The 14629-nt window shown below is 48.2% G+C and carries 14 protein-coding genes and 1 pseudogene; 6 read left to right on the top strand and 9 right to left on the bottom strand.

All coding sequences use genetic code 11. From position 1 onward, the window contains the following. Positions 1-13: 13 nt before the first annotated feature. Positions 14-1363: a replicative DNA helicase gene (dnaB, locus tag H1R82_RS03560; RefSeq protein WP_181731241.1), complete on the top strand. Its 1350-nt coding sequence runs from the start codon at positions 14-16 to the stop codon at positions 1361-1363. 115 nt (positions 1364-1478) lie between these two features. Continuing rightward, complete coding sequence (locus H1R82_RS03555) at positions 1479-2765, top strand: adenylosuccinate synthase (RefSeq protein WP_181731242.1); 1287 nt, start codon at positions 1479-1481, stop codon at positions 2763-2765. A gap of 98 nt (positions 2766-2863) precedes the next feature. On the opposite strand, the pseudogene H1R82_RS03550 reads toward H1R82_RS03555, so the two are convergent. The 4 genes and pseudogenes from H1R82_RS03550 to H1R82_RS03535 form a co-directional block, all read right to left on the bottom strand. Continuing rightward, positions 2864-3179: pseudogene (locus H1R82_RS03550) on the bottom strand (VOC family protein). A 40-nt stretch (positions 3180-3219) separates the two neighbouring features. Further along, positions 3220-3699 carry a 23S rRNA (pseudouridine(1915)-N(3))-methyltransferase RlmH gene (gene rlmH / locus H1R82_RS03545; RefSeq protein ID WP_181731243.1) on the bottom strand — a complete coding sequence of 160 codons (480 nt, stop codon included), beginning with the start codon at positions 3697-3699 and terminating at the stop codon, positions 3220-3222. Continuing rightward, the gene (locus tag H1R82_RS03540) at positions 3696-3893 is read right to left on the bottom strand and encodes a CxxH/CxxC protein (protein ID WP_181731244.1); all 198 of its coding nucleotides are present in this window, start codon (positions 3891-3893) and stop codon (positions 3696-3698) included. Before H1R82_RS03540 ends, rlmH begins: the two co-directional genes overlap by 4 nt. 71 nt (positions 3894-3964) lie before the next feature. Continuing rightward, a complete protein-coding gene (locus H1R82_RS03535; RefSeq protein WP_181731245.1) occupies positions 3965-5155 on the bottom strand; it encodes a S1C family serine protease in 1191 nt (396 codons plus the stop codon). Between the two features lie 122 nt (positions 5156-5277). Here H1R82_RS03535 and H1R82_RS03530 point away from each other — a divergent pair, with 122 nt between their 5' ends. Both H1R82_RS03530 and H1R82_RS03525 read left to right on the top strand, forming a co-directional pair. Beyond that, positions 5278-6645 (top strand): hypothetical protein, encoded by a 1368-nt coding sequence (locus H1R82_RS03530; RefSeq protein ID WP_181731246.1) that lies wholly within the window; start codon positions 5278-5280, stop codon positions 6643-6645. A gap of 172 nt (positions 6646-6817) precedes the next feature. Beyond that, complete coding sequence (locus H1R82_RS03525) at positions 6818-7072, top strand: hypothetical protein (protein ID WP_181731247.1); 255 nt, start codon at positions 6818-6820, stop codon at positions 7070-7072. Between the two features lie 38 nt (positions 7073-7110). Here H1R82_RS03525 and H1R82_RS03520 read toward each other — a convergent pair whose 3' ends face one another. The 5 genes from H1R82_RS03520 to yycF form a co-directional block, all read right to left on the bottom strand. Further along, the gene (locus H1R82_RS03520) at positions 7111-7902 is read right to left on the bottom strand and encodes an MBL fold metallo-hydrolase (RefSeq protein WP_181731248.1); all 792 of its coding nucleotides are present in this window, start codon (positions 7900-7902) and stop codon (positions 7111-7113) included. A gap of 3 nt (positions 7903-7905) precedes the next feature. Then, complete coding sequence (gene yycI / locus H1R82_RS03515; protein WP_181731249.1) at positions 7906-8682, bottom strand: two-component system regulatory protein YycI; 777 nt, start codon at positions 8680-8682, stop codon at positions 7906-7908. Between the two features lie 15 nt (positions 8683-8697). Further along, positions 8698-10077: a YycH family regulatory protein gene (locus H1R82_RS03510; protein ID WP_181731250.1), complete on the bottom strand. Its 1380-nt coding sequence runs from the start codon at positions 10075-10077 to the stop codon at positions 8698-8700. Beyond that, positions 10070-11326, bottom strand: coding sequence for an ATP-binding protein (locus tag H1R82_RS03505; protein WP_374189108.1), 1257 nt, complete (start codon positions 11324-11326; stop codon positions 10070-10072). Before H1R82_RS03505 ends, H1R82_RS03510 begins: the two co-directional genes overlap by 8 nt. A 572-nt stretch (positions 11327-11898) precedes the next feature. After that, positions 11899-12612: a response regulator YycF gene (gene yycF / locus H1R82_RS03500; protein WP_232333916.1), complete on the bottom strand. Its 714-nt coding sequence runs from the start codon at positions 12610-12612 to the stop codon at positions 11899-11901. 289 nt (positions 12613-12901) lie between these two features. On the opposite strand from yycF, the gene H1R82_RS03495 reads away from it, so the two are divergent. Both H1R82_RS03495 and H1R82_RS03490 read left to right on the top strand, forming a co-directional pair. Next, positions 12902-13651: a YheC/YheD family protein gene (locus H1R82_RS03495; protein ID WP_181731253.1), complete on the top strand. Its 750-nt coding sequence runs from the start codon at positions 12902-12904 to the stop codon at positions 13649-13651. A 201-nt stretch (positions 13652-13852) separates the two neighbouring features. Next, on the top strand, positions 13853-14419 hold the full coding sequence (locus tag H1R82_RS03490; RefSeq protein WP_181731254.1) for a hypothetical protein: 567 nt from the start codon (positions 13853-13855) through the stop codon (positions 14417-14419). Positions 14420-14629: the final 210 nt, after the last annotated feature.

Genomic DNA, 14629 nt, shown 5'->3' with positions numbered 1-14629 from the left:
GGAGGGATGTATCATGAGTGATCTTTTCGCGGACCGGCTCCCCCCTCACAACCATGAAGCGGAACAAGCCGTGTTGGGAGCGGTTTTACTGGACCCCTCTGTGTTAACAACTGTAAATGAGCGATTAAAGCCGGGGGACTTTTATCGCCAGGCTCATCAAAAACTGTTTCAAGTGATGAATGAACTGGACGAAAAAGGTGAACCGGTTGACTTGGTGACGTTAACGGCTGAATTGAATGACCGGAAGCTGCTCGATGAAATCGGCGGCGTTCCTTATTTGAACGAATTGGCCAATGCCGTGCCCACTGCGGCGAATGTGGAGTATTACGCCAAAATCGTGGAAGAAAAGGCCATTTTGCGGCGGTTGATTCGCACCGCCACACAAATTGCCGCATCCGGTTACTCGGGACAAGCCGAATTGACTCAAATTTTGAATGAAGCAGAGAGAAAGATTTTGGAGATTTCACAGCGGACGGTTCGTGGGGAGGATTTTGTTTCCATCCACGATGCCTTGATGGAATCCTATGAACAGATTGAGACGCTACATTTCAACAAGGGCGGGATCAGCGGGATTCCGACCGGTTTTGTCGATTTTGACCGGATGACTTCCGGGCTGAAAGGTTCGGAGCTGATCATTCTGGCGGCGCGTCCCAGTATGGGAAAAACGGCATTTGCACTGAACCTGGCACAAAATGTGGGGGTGCGAAGCGGAAAAACCGTGGCGATTTTCAGCCTGGAGATGTCGGCTTCCCAACTGGTGACCCGGATGTTGGCGGCGGAAGGGAATATCGATGCCCAGGCGTTTCGGACCGGTAATTTGAATGAGGAAGATTGGGAAAAACTAACGATGGCGATGAGCACGCTGAGCGAAGCACCGATTTTTATTGATGATACGCCGGGAGTGACGGTGTATGATATCCGGGCGAAACTCCGGCGGTTAAAAGCCGAACACGGTTTGGGGCTTGTGGTAATCGACTATCTGCAACTGATTTCCGGCCGTGGCGGAGACAGCCGCCAACAGGAAATTTCGGAGATTTCCCGGTCCTTGAAGTTGTTGGCCCGCGAGTTTGATGTGCCGGTGATCGCTTTGTCGCAATTATCCCGTGCCGTGGAACAACGCCAGGATAAAAGGCCGATGTTATCGGACCTCCGGGAATCCGGATCGATTGAGCAGGATGCCGATGTGGTGACCTTTTTGTATCGCGATGATTACTACAACGAGGAATCCGAAAAACAAAACATCGCGGAGCTGATCATCGGCAAACAGCGGAATGGCCCGGTCGGAAAAGTGGAGCTCTTGTTTTTGAAGAACTATAACAAGTTTTTAAGCTTGGAGATGAACAGAACGCCAATTCCCGAATAATATTTATTTTTTCTTTATTAATGTTCGATTTTTGTTTGACTCTTTTTACAGGATACTGATAAAATGGGCTTGTGCTAAAGCGATAGCAAAACCTCGTTTCAGGAGGAACGATAAGATGTCTACAGTGGTTGTCGTAGGTACCCAATGGGGAGATGAAGGAAAAGGGAAGATCACCGACTATCTCGCGGAAAAAGCGGAAGTCGTTGCCCGTTATCAAGGTGGAAACAACGCGGGGCACACCATTGTGTTCAACGGAACCCGCTATAAATTGCACCTGATTCCCTCCGGGATTTTTTACAAAGAAAAAATCTGTGTACTTGGAAACGGGATGGTGATTCATCCCCAGGCGCTTGTCGAAGAACTGGATTATTTACACCAACATGGTGTTTCGACCGATAATCTCAGAATCTCTGACCGTGCCCATGTGATCATGCCTTATCATCTGCGGTTGGATCTGGCGAGCGAGAAACTGAAAGGGAACGAAAAAATCGGAACCACCGGAAAAGGAATCGGACCGGCGTATATGGACAAAGCTGCACGGGTGGGAATCCGCATCAGCGATTTGCTGGATCCGGAACAATTTAAACAGAAATTGAAAAGAAATTTGGAAGAGAAAAACCGCTTGTTGGAACAGATTTATCAAACGGATGGATTTACATTTGAGGAAATTTATGAGTCGTATCTGGCCTGCGCCGAACGTCTCCGTCAATATGTCACCGACACCTCGGTGGTGTTAAACGATGCGATCGATCAAGGAAAACGGGTATTGTTCGAAGGGGCGCAAGGGGTCATGCTCGATATCGACCAAGGAACTTACCCGTTTGTCACTTCCTCCAATCCGGTAGCCGGAGGCGTTTGCATCGGGTCCGGAGTCGGACCGACCAAAATCCATCATGTCATCGGGGTTGCGAAATCTTACACGACGCGGGTCGGAGACGGACCCTTCCCGACGGAATTGCATGATGAAATCGGTGACCAAATTCGCGAAATCGGGCGGGAATACGGAACCACCACCGGCCGGCCGAGACGGGTCGGATGGTTTGACTCCGTCGTGGTCCGGCATGCCCGCCGGGTCAGCGGCATCACGGGCTTGTCTTTGAATTCACTCGATGTGTTAACCGGGCTGGATACGGTCAAAATTTGTGTCGCCTATGAAGTGGACGGCAAACGGATTGAAAATTACCCGGCCAATTTGTCCCTTCTGGAAAGATGCAAACCGGTCTACGAAGAATTGCCCGGATGGAAACAAGACATCACCGGCGTTCGCAGCATTCATGAACTGCCGGAGGAAACCCGGCATTACATCGAACGGGTGTCCCAATTGACCGGCATTCCGGTGACTACTTTTTCAGTGGGACCGGGCAGGGATCAAACAGTTCAAGTCCGTCCGGTTTATGCTTAAAGACGGGTCTTTGTGAAGACAGGCATATGGAACAATTAAGGACATTACATGTGTAATGTCCTTTTTGTTTTTTCTTGTATTTTATTCTGATATGATTTCTATTTTAACCCGCCCGGCGCTTTTACATAGAAAGTGTATCCGTGGGATTCAACGGGAGCAGTCACTTCATAATTGTCATTTTTCAAGCGTTGATGGATTTGGTCCGCTTTTTCCCTGGCGGAAACCCGATATGAAACGTTTTTGGATGCCGAATCTCTTTTTCTTTCATCAATGTGAGGACAAATTGGTCATCATCAAACAACACTGCAAATGGATTTCCGCGCCGATTCACACATTTCATTCAAAATAAGTTTCTAAAAACTCTCGTGTTTCATCCACATCATGAACGGTTAAATTGAGATGATTGATTTTCATGCCATCCCTCTTTCCATATGTCTTTAAATTTATCTTTTGTTTATTTATGATAGGCTTCTCCCCGGTTGATTTTAAAGGCCCGATAGATTTGTTCCAGCAAAAAAACACGAATCAGCTGATGGGGAAAAGTCATCTTTGAAAAAGAAAGAGACAAATCCGATTGTTTGAGCACCTTGGGAGATAAGCCGTAAGAGCCTCCGATCAAAAAAACGATATGGCTTTTTCTGTATGTGGCCAGCTGATCCAGTTTCCGGGCGAATTCGGTGGATGTAAAAGCTTTTCCTTCGATGGCCAGTGCGATGAGAAAGGCATCCGGCGGACAGTGGCGCAAGATCCGTTGCCCTTCCTTCTCCAAAATTTGCTCTTTTTGTGCCGGATGGACCGGATCGCTCGCTTTTTCTTCCGCCACTTCAATGATTTCCGTTTTGGCATAGGGGGTTAATCGTTTCAAGTATTCTTTGCAAGCTTGTTGCAAGTATTTTTCTTTCAACTTTCCCACTGTGATGATTTGAATTTTCATAAGATCTCCTGCTTTTGGGTGTGAATTTCAAACTGGTATTTCGGTTTTTCCCCGCACCATTTGCATTGTGCCCCGGCTTGTTGCGTGTCGCAGGGTTCCATGACCGGCGGGGCTTGGTAAGTATCGATGAAATCTTCCATGACGATTTCTGCGTGCTCTTCACAAGCATACCAGACGATTTTTTCTCCGTCCAAAACCTTTCCTCCTTTCAACCGTCGGATGAAATGAAAAATGAAACGAGCATTTCACCCGTTTCATTTTAACATCATGATTGGAATGATTTCGGGGCTTCCCCCAAGACAATGGATGTGGTTTGTTTTTCGCCGTTTCGGTAGTAAGTGACGTCCACTTTTTGATGAATCTCTTTTTTCGTGTACAGATACTTCCGAAGCTCCGAACTGCTTGAGATTTCCTGCCCATCCAAAGCGATGATCACATCCCGCGGCTGAAGTCCGGCCTGATCGGCGGGGCTGCCTGAAACCACTTCGGCCACGGCCACGCCTTCACGCACGGAACCGGGCAATCTCAATTCCTCAAGGACATAAACCGGAAGGTTGGAGAGGTCGATCAGACTGAGTCCCAAATAAGGGCGTTGGACTTTACCGTCTTTGACCAAGCTTTCAATGACCGGGCGGGCTTCATTGACGGGGATGGCAAATCCCAGTCCTTCCACGCCCTGGTCGGAAATTTTCAATGTGTTGATTCCGATCACCTGGCCGGCCACATTGACCAGAGCGCCGCCGCTGTTTCCCGGATTGATGGCGGCATCCGTTTGAATGACATCGGTCGCCATGTTTGAGCTGACTTCAATCGTCCGTTTCGGGGAACTGATCACCCCGACGGTGATGGAGCGTCCGAGTCCCAGCGGATTGCCGATGGCAATGGCGGGTTCCCCGGCTTTCAGCGAATCGGAGTTGCCGAACTCGGCCACTTTGGTGACATATTTATCATCAATCTCCAAAACGGCAAGATCCGTATATTGGTCGCTGCCGAGCAGTTTGGCATCCACTTCATGATGCTCGCCGTCTTCGCTGGAGATGTTGACTTTAAAGCTGGATCCGCCTTCAATGACATGGTTGTTGGTCACAATGAGCGCTTTGCCGTTGGCTTTTTTAAAAATGATTCCGGATCCGGTTCCTTGTTGCACTTGTTCGGTACTGAAGAAATCTCCCGAAGTTTTTAAATTAATCACGGATACAACAGCCGGCCCCACTTTGTTGACGGCTTCCGTCACCTCGGAATTGACGCGGTAACTGGCTGTTTTGGAGTCGCCAAATAAAGGTTCCTGTTGTTTGGAAGGCTCAGGAATGATTCCTTTTTCCATCAAAAAAGGAGCCAGGAACAATGCAACAAGCCCGCCGATGATGGCCGAAACGAGCGGAACCCATATGGTCGACGGGGAAAATTGCTTTTTCGGCGGCGGATTTTGAACATCGGGTTCATCATAAAATCCCATGGCGTTCCCTCCTGCAAGTTAATATACCCAAAATGTTCTTTTTTTTAAACGGAAGTTTGCAAGATTTTCCTGTGCTTCGTGGTGTTTCTGTTTTCATTCTACCGGACTTGTGTGTAGTTCATGTGAAAAAGATCAATCAAATCTGGGAACATCCGGTTTCCTCCCGTACCGGGGAAATTGCCAAAATCAAAGAGGAAAACAACCGGAATGAATGGAATAGATTTGTAAAGATCAAAAAACATTCCAAAAGTGAAGGAGAGTGTTTGGATATTAAAAACCAACGGTTTTTCCGTCGGGCTGTCACAGTGTGGCTCCTTTCGCTGGTTTTGGTTTGCGGGTTCCCAGTTCCGCCCGCATTTTCCGAAGAGGAACCGATGGCTCCCGTCAGCACGAAACCGTTTGTTCTCACCCGCACCGCGACGAATTTGCCCGGTGAGGTGAGCAAGCTGGAAGGGGAGCTCCAAAAAAGCGGCATTCAAAAATTGCTGGATGAGGCCAACCGGGAGGCAACGCGGGGATGCAGTTCCCCGGCACTGAACCAAGTGTCGGGCGTTCTGGACAACTGGTGCTTCAACAGCGGGGACAATCAGACGTCCGAATGGTATCCGCAAGGGGTGACGGGTACGGGCGATGCCCAAGCCGATGATTATTGGGGAAGCAAACAGGCGGTTTTGGTCAGCTGGTACCATTCCCAAAAAGGGGTCCGGATCAGTTTTCTCGATACGGATACGGGAAAATACCGGCATGTCCTGCTGGTGGAACCTTACACCAACTCGTATGGAAATCCGAGTTACCGGGCGGTGAAAATTCATGCCGGCGGGATCGTCTGGTATGGCAACTATTTGTATGTCGTGGATACGAAAAAAGGGTTTCGCGTTTTTGACATGAGGTATGTGTTTGATTTGGGGGCCAGTTCAAACGGCAATACCTCCAACAAAGATTTAATCGGGCGGCAAAACGGGGTTTATTACGGCCACGGTTACCGGTATGTGATGCCGCAGGTCGGTGCCTGGACGGTTTCCGGGGACCAAACCGGAGACACTTGCGAACCTTCGGGTCCACCCCGCTTCAGTTTTGTCGGATTGGATCGCAGCACCGTGCCTGATTCGCTGATTACCGGTGAATATTGCAATCCCCCCAATCCGGAAGAGGACCGTACATTATACGGGCGGGTGGCAAGATGGCCGCTCGATGCTTCGACCGGGCAACTGAAAACGGCGGAGGACGGGAAAGTTTATGCGAGTGAAGCATATCGCCTGCCCAAAGCCCATGCACAAGGGGCCCTGGCGTTAAACGGCAATTGGTATGCGATGACCAGTGCCGGAGAGACCAGCAACGGAAAATTGTACAAAGGAACCCCGGGGAATGTACCTTCTTCCCGTGTTGCGGGGATCGGACCGGAAGATTTGTATTACTGGCTAAAGCGCGATCAGATATGGACGGTGACCGAGCATCCCGGAAAGCGCGTGTTGTATGCCGTCCGGCCTTAAGGAGATCCTTTGACCCCATCGGTATGAGGATGGGGTTTTTTGTATGACACAAAGCTCTTTAGGAACATTCACTTCCTGGTCACAATTTTCTTACTTTGACTATATAAAATAGGAAAAAAGAGGAGATGAATAGAAAAAGTAAATATGCCAGGACAGATTAGGAGTTGAGAATATGGATCAACACAGACCCAAACGGGCAAAATTTTCAGGCTCGTTGGATTCGGTTGACAAATTGGACTTGGCAGGCCAGTTGGCAGAATTGAAATTAAGCTTTTACCAGCAAAGTGTGCTGTTATCCGCGATGATGGATTTGCTGATTGAAAAAGATTTACTGCAAAAAGAAGAAATTGCTCATATGGCGATGAAAATAGATATGGAATTGGCAAAAGATCTGTATCCCCTGGAACAAAAGCCGACCGAAGAATAAAAGGGCAGCCGGTGAATGGCTGCCCTGTTTTGTTGCGCTTATTTCACTTCCCGTAAAGGCGTGGGACGATCATCGTAGGTTGTCCACAAATGGACATCCCGGCCGGTTTTAAGTCCGGTCTCTTCCAGAATATTTTTTACGGTCAGATGGGCCAGTTCACTCAAATTGTTATCTTTGCTCAGATGAGCGAGATAAACATTTTCCCCCATCCCCTTTAAAATTTCCGCCAACGCTTCTCCGGCGTCTTCGTTGGATAAATGGCCGGTGTCGCTTAAAATGCGCCGTTTGACATTCCAAGGATAAGAACCCATCCGGAGCATTTCCACATCGTGATTGCTTTCCCAAATCAAGGTATCCACGCCTTGCAAGAAGTCGATGATGCGGGAGCTGACATAACCCAGATCCGTGACGGTTGCCAGCTTTTCCTTGCCGTGGTGAATCTGGTATCCCACGGGTTCGGCCGCATCGTGGGATACCGGGATGGATTCGATGAGCAGATCTTTAAATTCCAAAGACGCTCCTGTTTCCATCACATTTTTTAAAGGCTCCGGAATTTCGCCCACACTGGACGGCAAATGTCGCCAGGTCGGTTCGTTCATATAAACGGGAATTTGCAGGCGGCGTGCCAACACGCCCAAGCCTTTCACATGATCGATGTGTTCATGGGTGACAAAAATCGCCTGGATGGTCGACGGGTCAACGTCCAGTTGTTGCAGGCGCCGGGTCAATTGTTTGGCGCTGATTCCGGCATCCACCAGAATCCTGGTTTGTTCCGACTCGATATACAAGGCATTGCCTGTACTTCCGCTTGCGAGTACACTGAATTTCATGATTCATTCGTTCCCTTGCTTTATTGGTATTTTTTCAACCCCTTCATTTTGTCCGCGGTTGTTTGCCTGAATGAGGAGATAATCCGATCCCACCTCAAAGTACCAATAGGGAAGCAGGATATGTTCGTTGTTGACGCTGTTGTACAGTTTGGACCGGTAAGCGATGTTTGCGTCATTAATTGTTGTATTGTTGTTAAACTCCCAATTGGTGATCAGGCGGTACAAAGCCGTGCGCAGATTGACCGCGGAGACTGAAGACAGCTTTTCCAAGTGATTAAAATGCAACACACGAATTGCTTCAATTTGTTTTCCGTTTAAATGGACTTCCACTTTTCCATTGAAAAGCGGGATCTGATCCACCACTTGAACATAGACGCGTTTTTTGTCCGATGAAAATGCTTTGAAGTAACGGAAGTCCTGAAAAAACGGAATTTGTTGATTTAAAATCCGCGTTAAATCTTGTTCATTTTGAAACGGAAGCCCCGGGGAAAAGGTCTGGATGTAGCTTCCTTGTTTTTCTTTGACCCAAGGGTTCCCCAATTCGGAAATCATCGCTTTATACACCGTCAGTTGCCCGGGATAATCTTTTTTTTCCAGTTGGTCCAACCTGGCGTTTACATGGACCTGATCCAGCAACTGATCAATCTGTTTGCGGTTGATTTGGTCTTCGCGGATGATTTTGGATTGTGTTTGCATCATTTGGCTCAATTGCAAGCCGAGAAAGAGATCGAGTATAAAAAAGGTGGCGATCAGGATACTTTTGGCCCGACTCCAATCCATTTGGGTTCCTCCCTATCATGGAGAACTAATCCATACTTGCTGTCCGGATGTGGTTTTGACCACCCAGACGGGGGTCAACCGGACTTGTTGGTTGGTTGTGACAGCCTGATACCCCGGATGGATCCGTTTTACGTTGGAAAGGGAAAGGTTATGCTTGGACAGTTGTTTGATCAGGGTCTCTTTATCCGGCAAGGCTGCCTGTTTTTGTTGCGGTTCTCCTGTGAGATAAAAGAGAGAACGCTCGTATTTGTTGACATTGACGGCATTTTCCACCGGATTGGTTTGCAATTTGATTTCATCCGGGTGAATAAAATTCCTGTCTTTCCAATAAACCGGGTAGCCGTTCATGTAAAGACGGAAGGTGAATTCACTGAAAGCATTCTCTTTGTCATCCACCTGATCGAGCAGATAATTGCCGGTCCATCCATGCGGCCGTTGCACAAAGTTGTTCACAGCCGACAACCGTTGTTCCACCGGCTGGATTTCTCCGGGGGATTCTTCCACGGCTTCGCTGTAGACCATGAACCGGTTGTTTTTGTTGACGGTCATCATTTGTTCGTCATACATGTACAGATCTTCATTTTTATTGATCGGGATCGGGCGAACATCGGGATCTTTAAATAACCAGTCAATCATCGCATCCGCAGAGATGTCTTCCAATTGATAGGTTTTTTCGCTCAGAGAGACCGGCCGGGTGGGAAGGTAAAACATCCGCGGAAAAGGTTCGTCTTGATTGGCCGGATCCCACGGTGCTTTTCCGGTTGCAGGCACCGCCTCAAGAGACGGGGATGACGGATGTTTCAGCTTTGAAAGCAGGTTTTCCAAGTCGATGTCCGTTTTGGCCTGGATGATTTGCTGGTCTTGATCGGAAATAAACCAGACAAAGTTTTGCTTTTTTTCCGGGTTGGAAAAGAACCAGATCCGGCTCACCGAAGAAAGGTACGACATGGGATAATGCTGGGACAAAGACTCCTGGAAAAAGAGGTCGGCCTGCTCCAGGGAAACCTCATCCGGAAAATATAGTTCGACCCCCGGAAACCGGGTGAACATGTTTTTCCATGTGTCCGGGCTCACCTTCCCCATTTTTTCCATGTCACTGACGGACATGGATTGCATTGATCTCAATAATTGTTCATAATCGGCTTCCTCCGGCAGCAACCAAAAATGGGCTCCCTTTTGGTGGACGATCATTTGGTTGGGAGCAGCCAGTTGGTAAATTTTCCGGTCGTTGTATTTTTCGTCGTAAATCGGGTTGATGGTGTAAGCATCGAGCGGATTGTAGGTCCGCTTTTCCCCGGGTTGATTCAACCACAACAAGCCGGTCAAAAGGAAGCTGGCGAGGACCAGGGCAATGAGAAGTCCCGTTTTGATGTGCTCCACCCATTTTTCACTCATCGTTTTTCCCTCCTGTGACAGGGGGCAAGGTAAAGGTGACTAAAGTCCCTTTCTGGTAAACACTGTCGATCTCGATTTCGCCTTCGTGATGACGAACGATCTCTTGGGCGATGGCCAGTCCCAATCCCGTTCCCCCCATGCTTCGGGAGCGCGCTTTGTCCACGCGATAAAACCGTTCAAAAATTCTTCCCAGGTCTTTTTTGGGAATCCCGATCCCCGTGTCGGCCACGCCGACTTCCACCATTCCTTGGCGGTTGGTTTGCAGCACCAGGGCAACCGATCCCCCGTCCGGCGTATATTTCACGGCATTGGAGACGAGATTGTCCAAAACCTGATTCAGTTTGTCCCTATCGGCGTAGACGTTGGGAACCGGCGGGTGAACGGACAAAGTGAAAGAAATGTTTTTTTCTTCGCATTGAAAACGGAAACGGTCGGCCACTTCCTCAAGCAAAGGTTCCAACGAAATGGACTGTTTGTTAAAGGTCGCCTTTCTGGAATCCAAATGGGAAAGGTGCAACAGATCCTGAATCAGACGCGTCATCCGGTCGGCTTCCTGCAGGGACACTTTCAAGAAGCGGCGGGCAAGTTCGGGCTCCTCCACCGCTCCGTCTTCCAGTGCTTCCAAATAACTTTTGATTGTGGTCAAGGGTGTCCTCAGCTCGTGTGAAACATTGGCCACAAAATCTTTTCGTTGCTGATCCAGCCTTTTTTGCTCGGTGACGTCCCCCAAAACGGTCACCGTGCCGTACACGTTTTCTCCCTTCAGCTTGACCGGGGTGAACGTGGCCCGCAAAATCACGGGATCTTCCGAATCCTGCTGACGGATCTCCAAATAAGTTTGCCACTCTTGGGCGAGCGGTTTGTCCAGGGGTTGATCAAGCGGGAGAATGCGGTCGATTTTTTCCCCGATCGGAATCGGACGATCCAGCAGTTTTTCCGCACACTCGTTTTTCACAATCACTTTTCCCGTGCTTTCAAAAGCGATCACCCCGTCGCTCATGTTGGAAAGGACCGATTCCAGCTTCTCTTTTTCTTCTTCTTTTTCAGCAAGGGCATTTCTGAGATGAGCTGCCAAATGATTGAAGGCATGAGCCAGTTGCCCGATCTCGTCGTGACTGCGGACGTCCACTTTCCGGTCAAAATCCCCCGCCGCCATCAAAGTGGCTTGTTCGGTGATCTCTTTCACCGGAGAGGTGATGGTGCGGGCCAGAATGACAATCAAAACGCAAGTGACCACCAGCGAGACCATGGTGATCTGCACCAGGATCACACTGATGTCTTTGATGTTTTCGTAAGTTTGTTTTAAAGGTGCCTCAACATAAATCATTCCCACATAGTTGCCGGCATGGGACAGGCGTTCGGTGTAGAATTGATAATCCTGGTTTGTGGCCGGGTTGGTGCGTTTCAACACTTCCGTGGGCTGTTGGGGCAGATTGTAGGTGAACGGCCGCTTTTTCAGTTTGGATTGGTTGGGCTCCGTCGAAGCGATGATAAAGTTGTTTTCGTCAATGATGTGAATGGTGATGTCGGATTGTTTCAATGACGGAGCCAGTTTGCCAAGCAACGTGTTCAGGTGATTGGAACGCTCTTCGTCATTTTGTCCTTTCGCCAATTCTTCCGTGACGCCCATTTTCTTTAAGACCTCGGCTTGGGTGCGCAAGGTCTGATTTAAACTGCTCGTAAAATGATTTTCCAGCTGACGGAAGAAATAGACCCCGATCAGCTGCATGGCCATGATGATCATCAACAAATAGATCACGACCAGTTTCCACTGGATACTGTTTGCAAGTTGTTTCCATCTCTTCAACATCCATCACCCGGCTACTGTTTCGAATAAGGATCCCGGATCGTGTAACCGATCCCGCGGCGCGTGATGATATATTTGGGAGCACCCGGATCATCTTCAATTTTTTCCCGCAACCGCCGGATTGTCACATCCACCGTGCGTACATCCCCGAAGTAATCATATCCCCACACGGATTGCAAAAGATGCTCCCGGGTCAAAACCTGATTGACATGTTTGGTCAGGTAAAGGAGCAACTCAAATTCCCGATGGGTCAAATCCACGGTTTGCCCTTTTTTGGTGACGACAAAGCTGTTGGGGTCAATCGAAATGTCCCCGACGTTTAATGTGCCATTCTTTTCTTCTTCGGCATTTGCCTGTTTCAACGTTTGCGTCCGCCGCAAATTGGCTTTGATCCGGGCTAAAAGTTCCCGGTTGCTGAAAGGCTTGGTGACATAATCATCCGCGCCCATTTCCAGTCCGAGCACTTTATCCAATTCCGAATCTTTGGCGGTGAGCATAATGATGGGAAATTGGTAACGCTGCCGCACCTGCCGGCAAACTTCAATGCCGTCGGCACCCGGCAGCATCAGATCCAAAAGCATGAGATCCGGAGGTGAGGACAACGCTTTTTGAATGGCTTCACTGCCATCATGAATGCATTCCACGCTGTATCCTTCTTTTTCCAAATTGAACTGGATGATGTCTGCAATCGGTTTTTCATCTTCGACGACATAAATTTTGGCGCTCAAGCCCATCCCTCCCAAGGTTTTCAGGAATCGGAGAATTTATGGTCATTCTCTGGTTTCAGTGAACAAAACAGAAAAAAGTTAAAACCATTGTCCCACAATTGCCTTCATGTGTACAATTTGTTTTTATGTCTTATTTTAACATCGGAATTCAGAGAAGACAGACGAAAAGATGGAAATCCACGGAACCTTAAAAAATCTCCCGGAGACGGGTGTTACGGAAATTGGGCTTTTCATTCCTGATCCGGGCGCCTTTCTTTGGAATAGGATACAAAAAAGGGGGGGAGCGCCATTGAAACCATTGCCGTATCAGCAAGTTGCCAGCAAAAGTTTAAAGACCATGGTCCTGATGACAAATCACCGGATCCGGCCCTACATTCCGGAAACAAGACGTTTCAGTCCCCGGAACCTGGTCCGGATGCTGACCCGCCATACTTCTTTGTTTGTCAAACCGGATAAAGGAGGAGGCGGCGCGGGGGCAGTCCGGTTGTTAAAAAGAGGTTGGGGGAAAATTGAGATCCGCACCTTGAACCGCCAAAAAGTGATTGAGATCGGGAAGCTTTTTCATTATTTAAACCAATGCATGCACCCCGAAAAAAACTACATCATCCAACAGGGAATCGACCTGGGGGAAATCAGCGGACGCCCGTTTGATTTGCGGGTTCATTTGCAAAAACCTTTTCATCGTTGGCACATCACCGGGGTTTGCGCCAAAGTGGCCGCTCCCGGCAAGATTGTCACCAACCATTGCAAGGGCGGATTGCCGGTGGAAGCAAAACATGCCCTGTTTCAGGTGGCGGGCAATCCGGGCCGGACGATGCATTTAATGAATGAGATCCAAGCGCTTTCCAAAGAGACGGCCCGTACATTAAACGCGGCTTTCCCCGGCTTGAAAGAGTTGGGTATTGATCTGGGGGTGGATAAAGATTTGCGGATCTGGATTTTTGAAGTCAACACCCGGCCGGACTTTAAAATGTTCCGTTCTTTGAACAATTCCCGGATGTACCGTCGAATTTTGAAAAACCATGCTTTGATCGTTTAAAAATTTAAGAAGAAAAATTATCACGCCAACCATTGTGGGTTAAATGATTTGTACATGCGCAAAGCATGTTTTTTTCGTTTTCGAAAATATATAACATGTTTCGACAAAGTCTTCCCGTTGACGTTCTTGTATAACACCTGTTACCATTAATATTAATTCTAGGTATTTAAAATTTTTTAACGATTTTTTGGAGGTGTATTTATGTCTTCCATTACGGTTGGCGTATATCTGGGGAAAAAGGACCGGTTGGTTCGTTATTGGTACGAAATTTTGCCGAAAGGCCAATTCCCGATGTTGGTCAAATACTGCATTCAGTCTTATCTGAGAAACAACTATTTCCCGTTGCAATCCATTTGTGATGCAAGACAGCTGAAAGAGCAAATCCAAAAAAGAAGCGAGTACGTTCCCACCCAGCGGAATGTCACGTTCACCCCGGAAGACGGTCCGGTTTATCAATGGATCAAAGGACTGGAAAGCGGTTACCGCAGTGAGGAAATCAAAAACATTTTGAAGGAAACGGTGGTTCATACATTGCTGAATGAACAACCGCACTATCCGCAACGCATGATGGGACAAGTCCCTTACGGCGGCATGGAAGCCCACGAAGCGCAAGGCATGTACCGCCCTTATCCGGACGAAACGCAAAAATTGACCCTGCTCAAAAGGGAACAGATCGCGATGGAAGAACCGTATCCGACCGAAGGGGATGCAGAGGGGAATGATAAAGCCACCAAAGGATTCAGCCATTTGGTCAACTATCTGGGATGACAGACGGTTTGCTGACGGAAAGATAAAATGCACACAAAGATGAACGACATCATGGGAAAAAGAGGAATGACAGTGTGGAGGAAATTCAGGCAGAAGAAATGAAAGAGTCCGTTTACTGTTGAGTGCGGGCTCTATTTTATTTGGTTGGATTTCGCGCAGAGGATCGAAGTTTGAAAATTTTTGTCGAATAAAACAAGGTTTGAAGGATTA

Origin of the sequence: Thermoactinomyces intermedius (genome assembly GCF_013912365.1) — a bacterium.
Taxonomy (GTDB): Bacteria; Bacillota; Bacilli; order Thermoactinomycetales; family Thermoactinomycetaceae; genus Thermoactinomyces; species Thermoactinomyces intermedius.
The sequence above is the reverse complement of the archived record's forward strand: the minus strand, read 5'-3'. Positions and strand labels throughout refer to the sequence as shown.

Excerpts from the sequence above, each read along its gene's own strand:
- H1R82_RS03535 (WP_181731245.1), bottom strand. The coding sequence starts at position 5,155 with ATGGGATTTTATGATGAACCCGATGTTCAAAATCCGCCGCCGAAAAAG.
- H1R82_RS03555 (WP_181731242.1), top strand. The coding sequence starts at position 1,479 with ATGTCTACAGTGGTTGTCGTAGGTACCCAATGGGGAGATGAAGGAAAA.
- H1R82_RS03525 (WP_181731247.1), top strand. The coding sequence starts at position 6,818 with ATGGATCAACACAGACCCAAACGGGCAAAATTTTCAGGCTCGTTGGAT.
- yycI (WP_181731249.1), bottom strand. The coding sequence starts at position 8,682 with ATGGATTGGAGTCGGGCCAAAAGTATCCTGATCGCCACCTTTTTTATA.
- dnaB (WP_181731241.1), top strand. The coding sequence starts at position 14 with ATGAGTGATCTTTTCGCGGACCGGCTCCCCCCTCACAACCATGAAGCG.
- rlmH (WP_181731243.1), bottom strand. The coding sequence starts at position 3,699 with ATGAAAATTCAAATCATCACAGTGGGAAAGTTGAAAGAAAAATACTTG.
- H1R82_RS03490 (WP_181731254.1), top strand. The coding sequence starts at position 13,853 with ATGTCTTCCATTACGGTTGGCGTATATCTGGGGAAAAAGGACCGGTTG.
- H1R82_RS03510 (WP_181731250.1), bottom strand. The coding sequence starts at position 10,077 with ATGAGTGAAAAATGGGTGGAGCACATCAAAACGGGACTTCTCATTGCC.
- H1R82_RS03520 (WP_181731248.1), bottom strand. The coding sequence starts at position 7,902 with ATGAAATTCAGTGTACTCGCAAGCGGAAGTACAGGCAATGCCTTGTAT.
- H1R82_RS03505 (WP_374189108.1), bottom strand. The coding sequence starts at position 11,326 with ATGGTCTCGCTGGTGGTCACTTGCGTTTTGATTGTCATTCTGGCCCGC.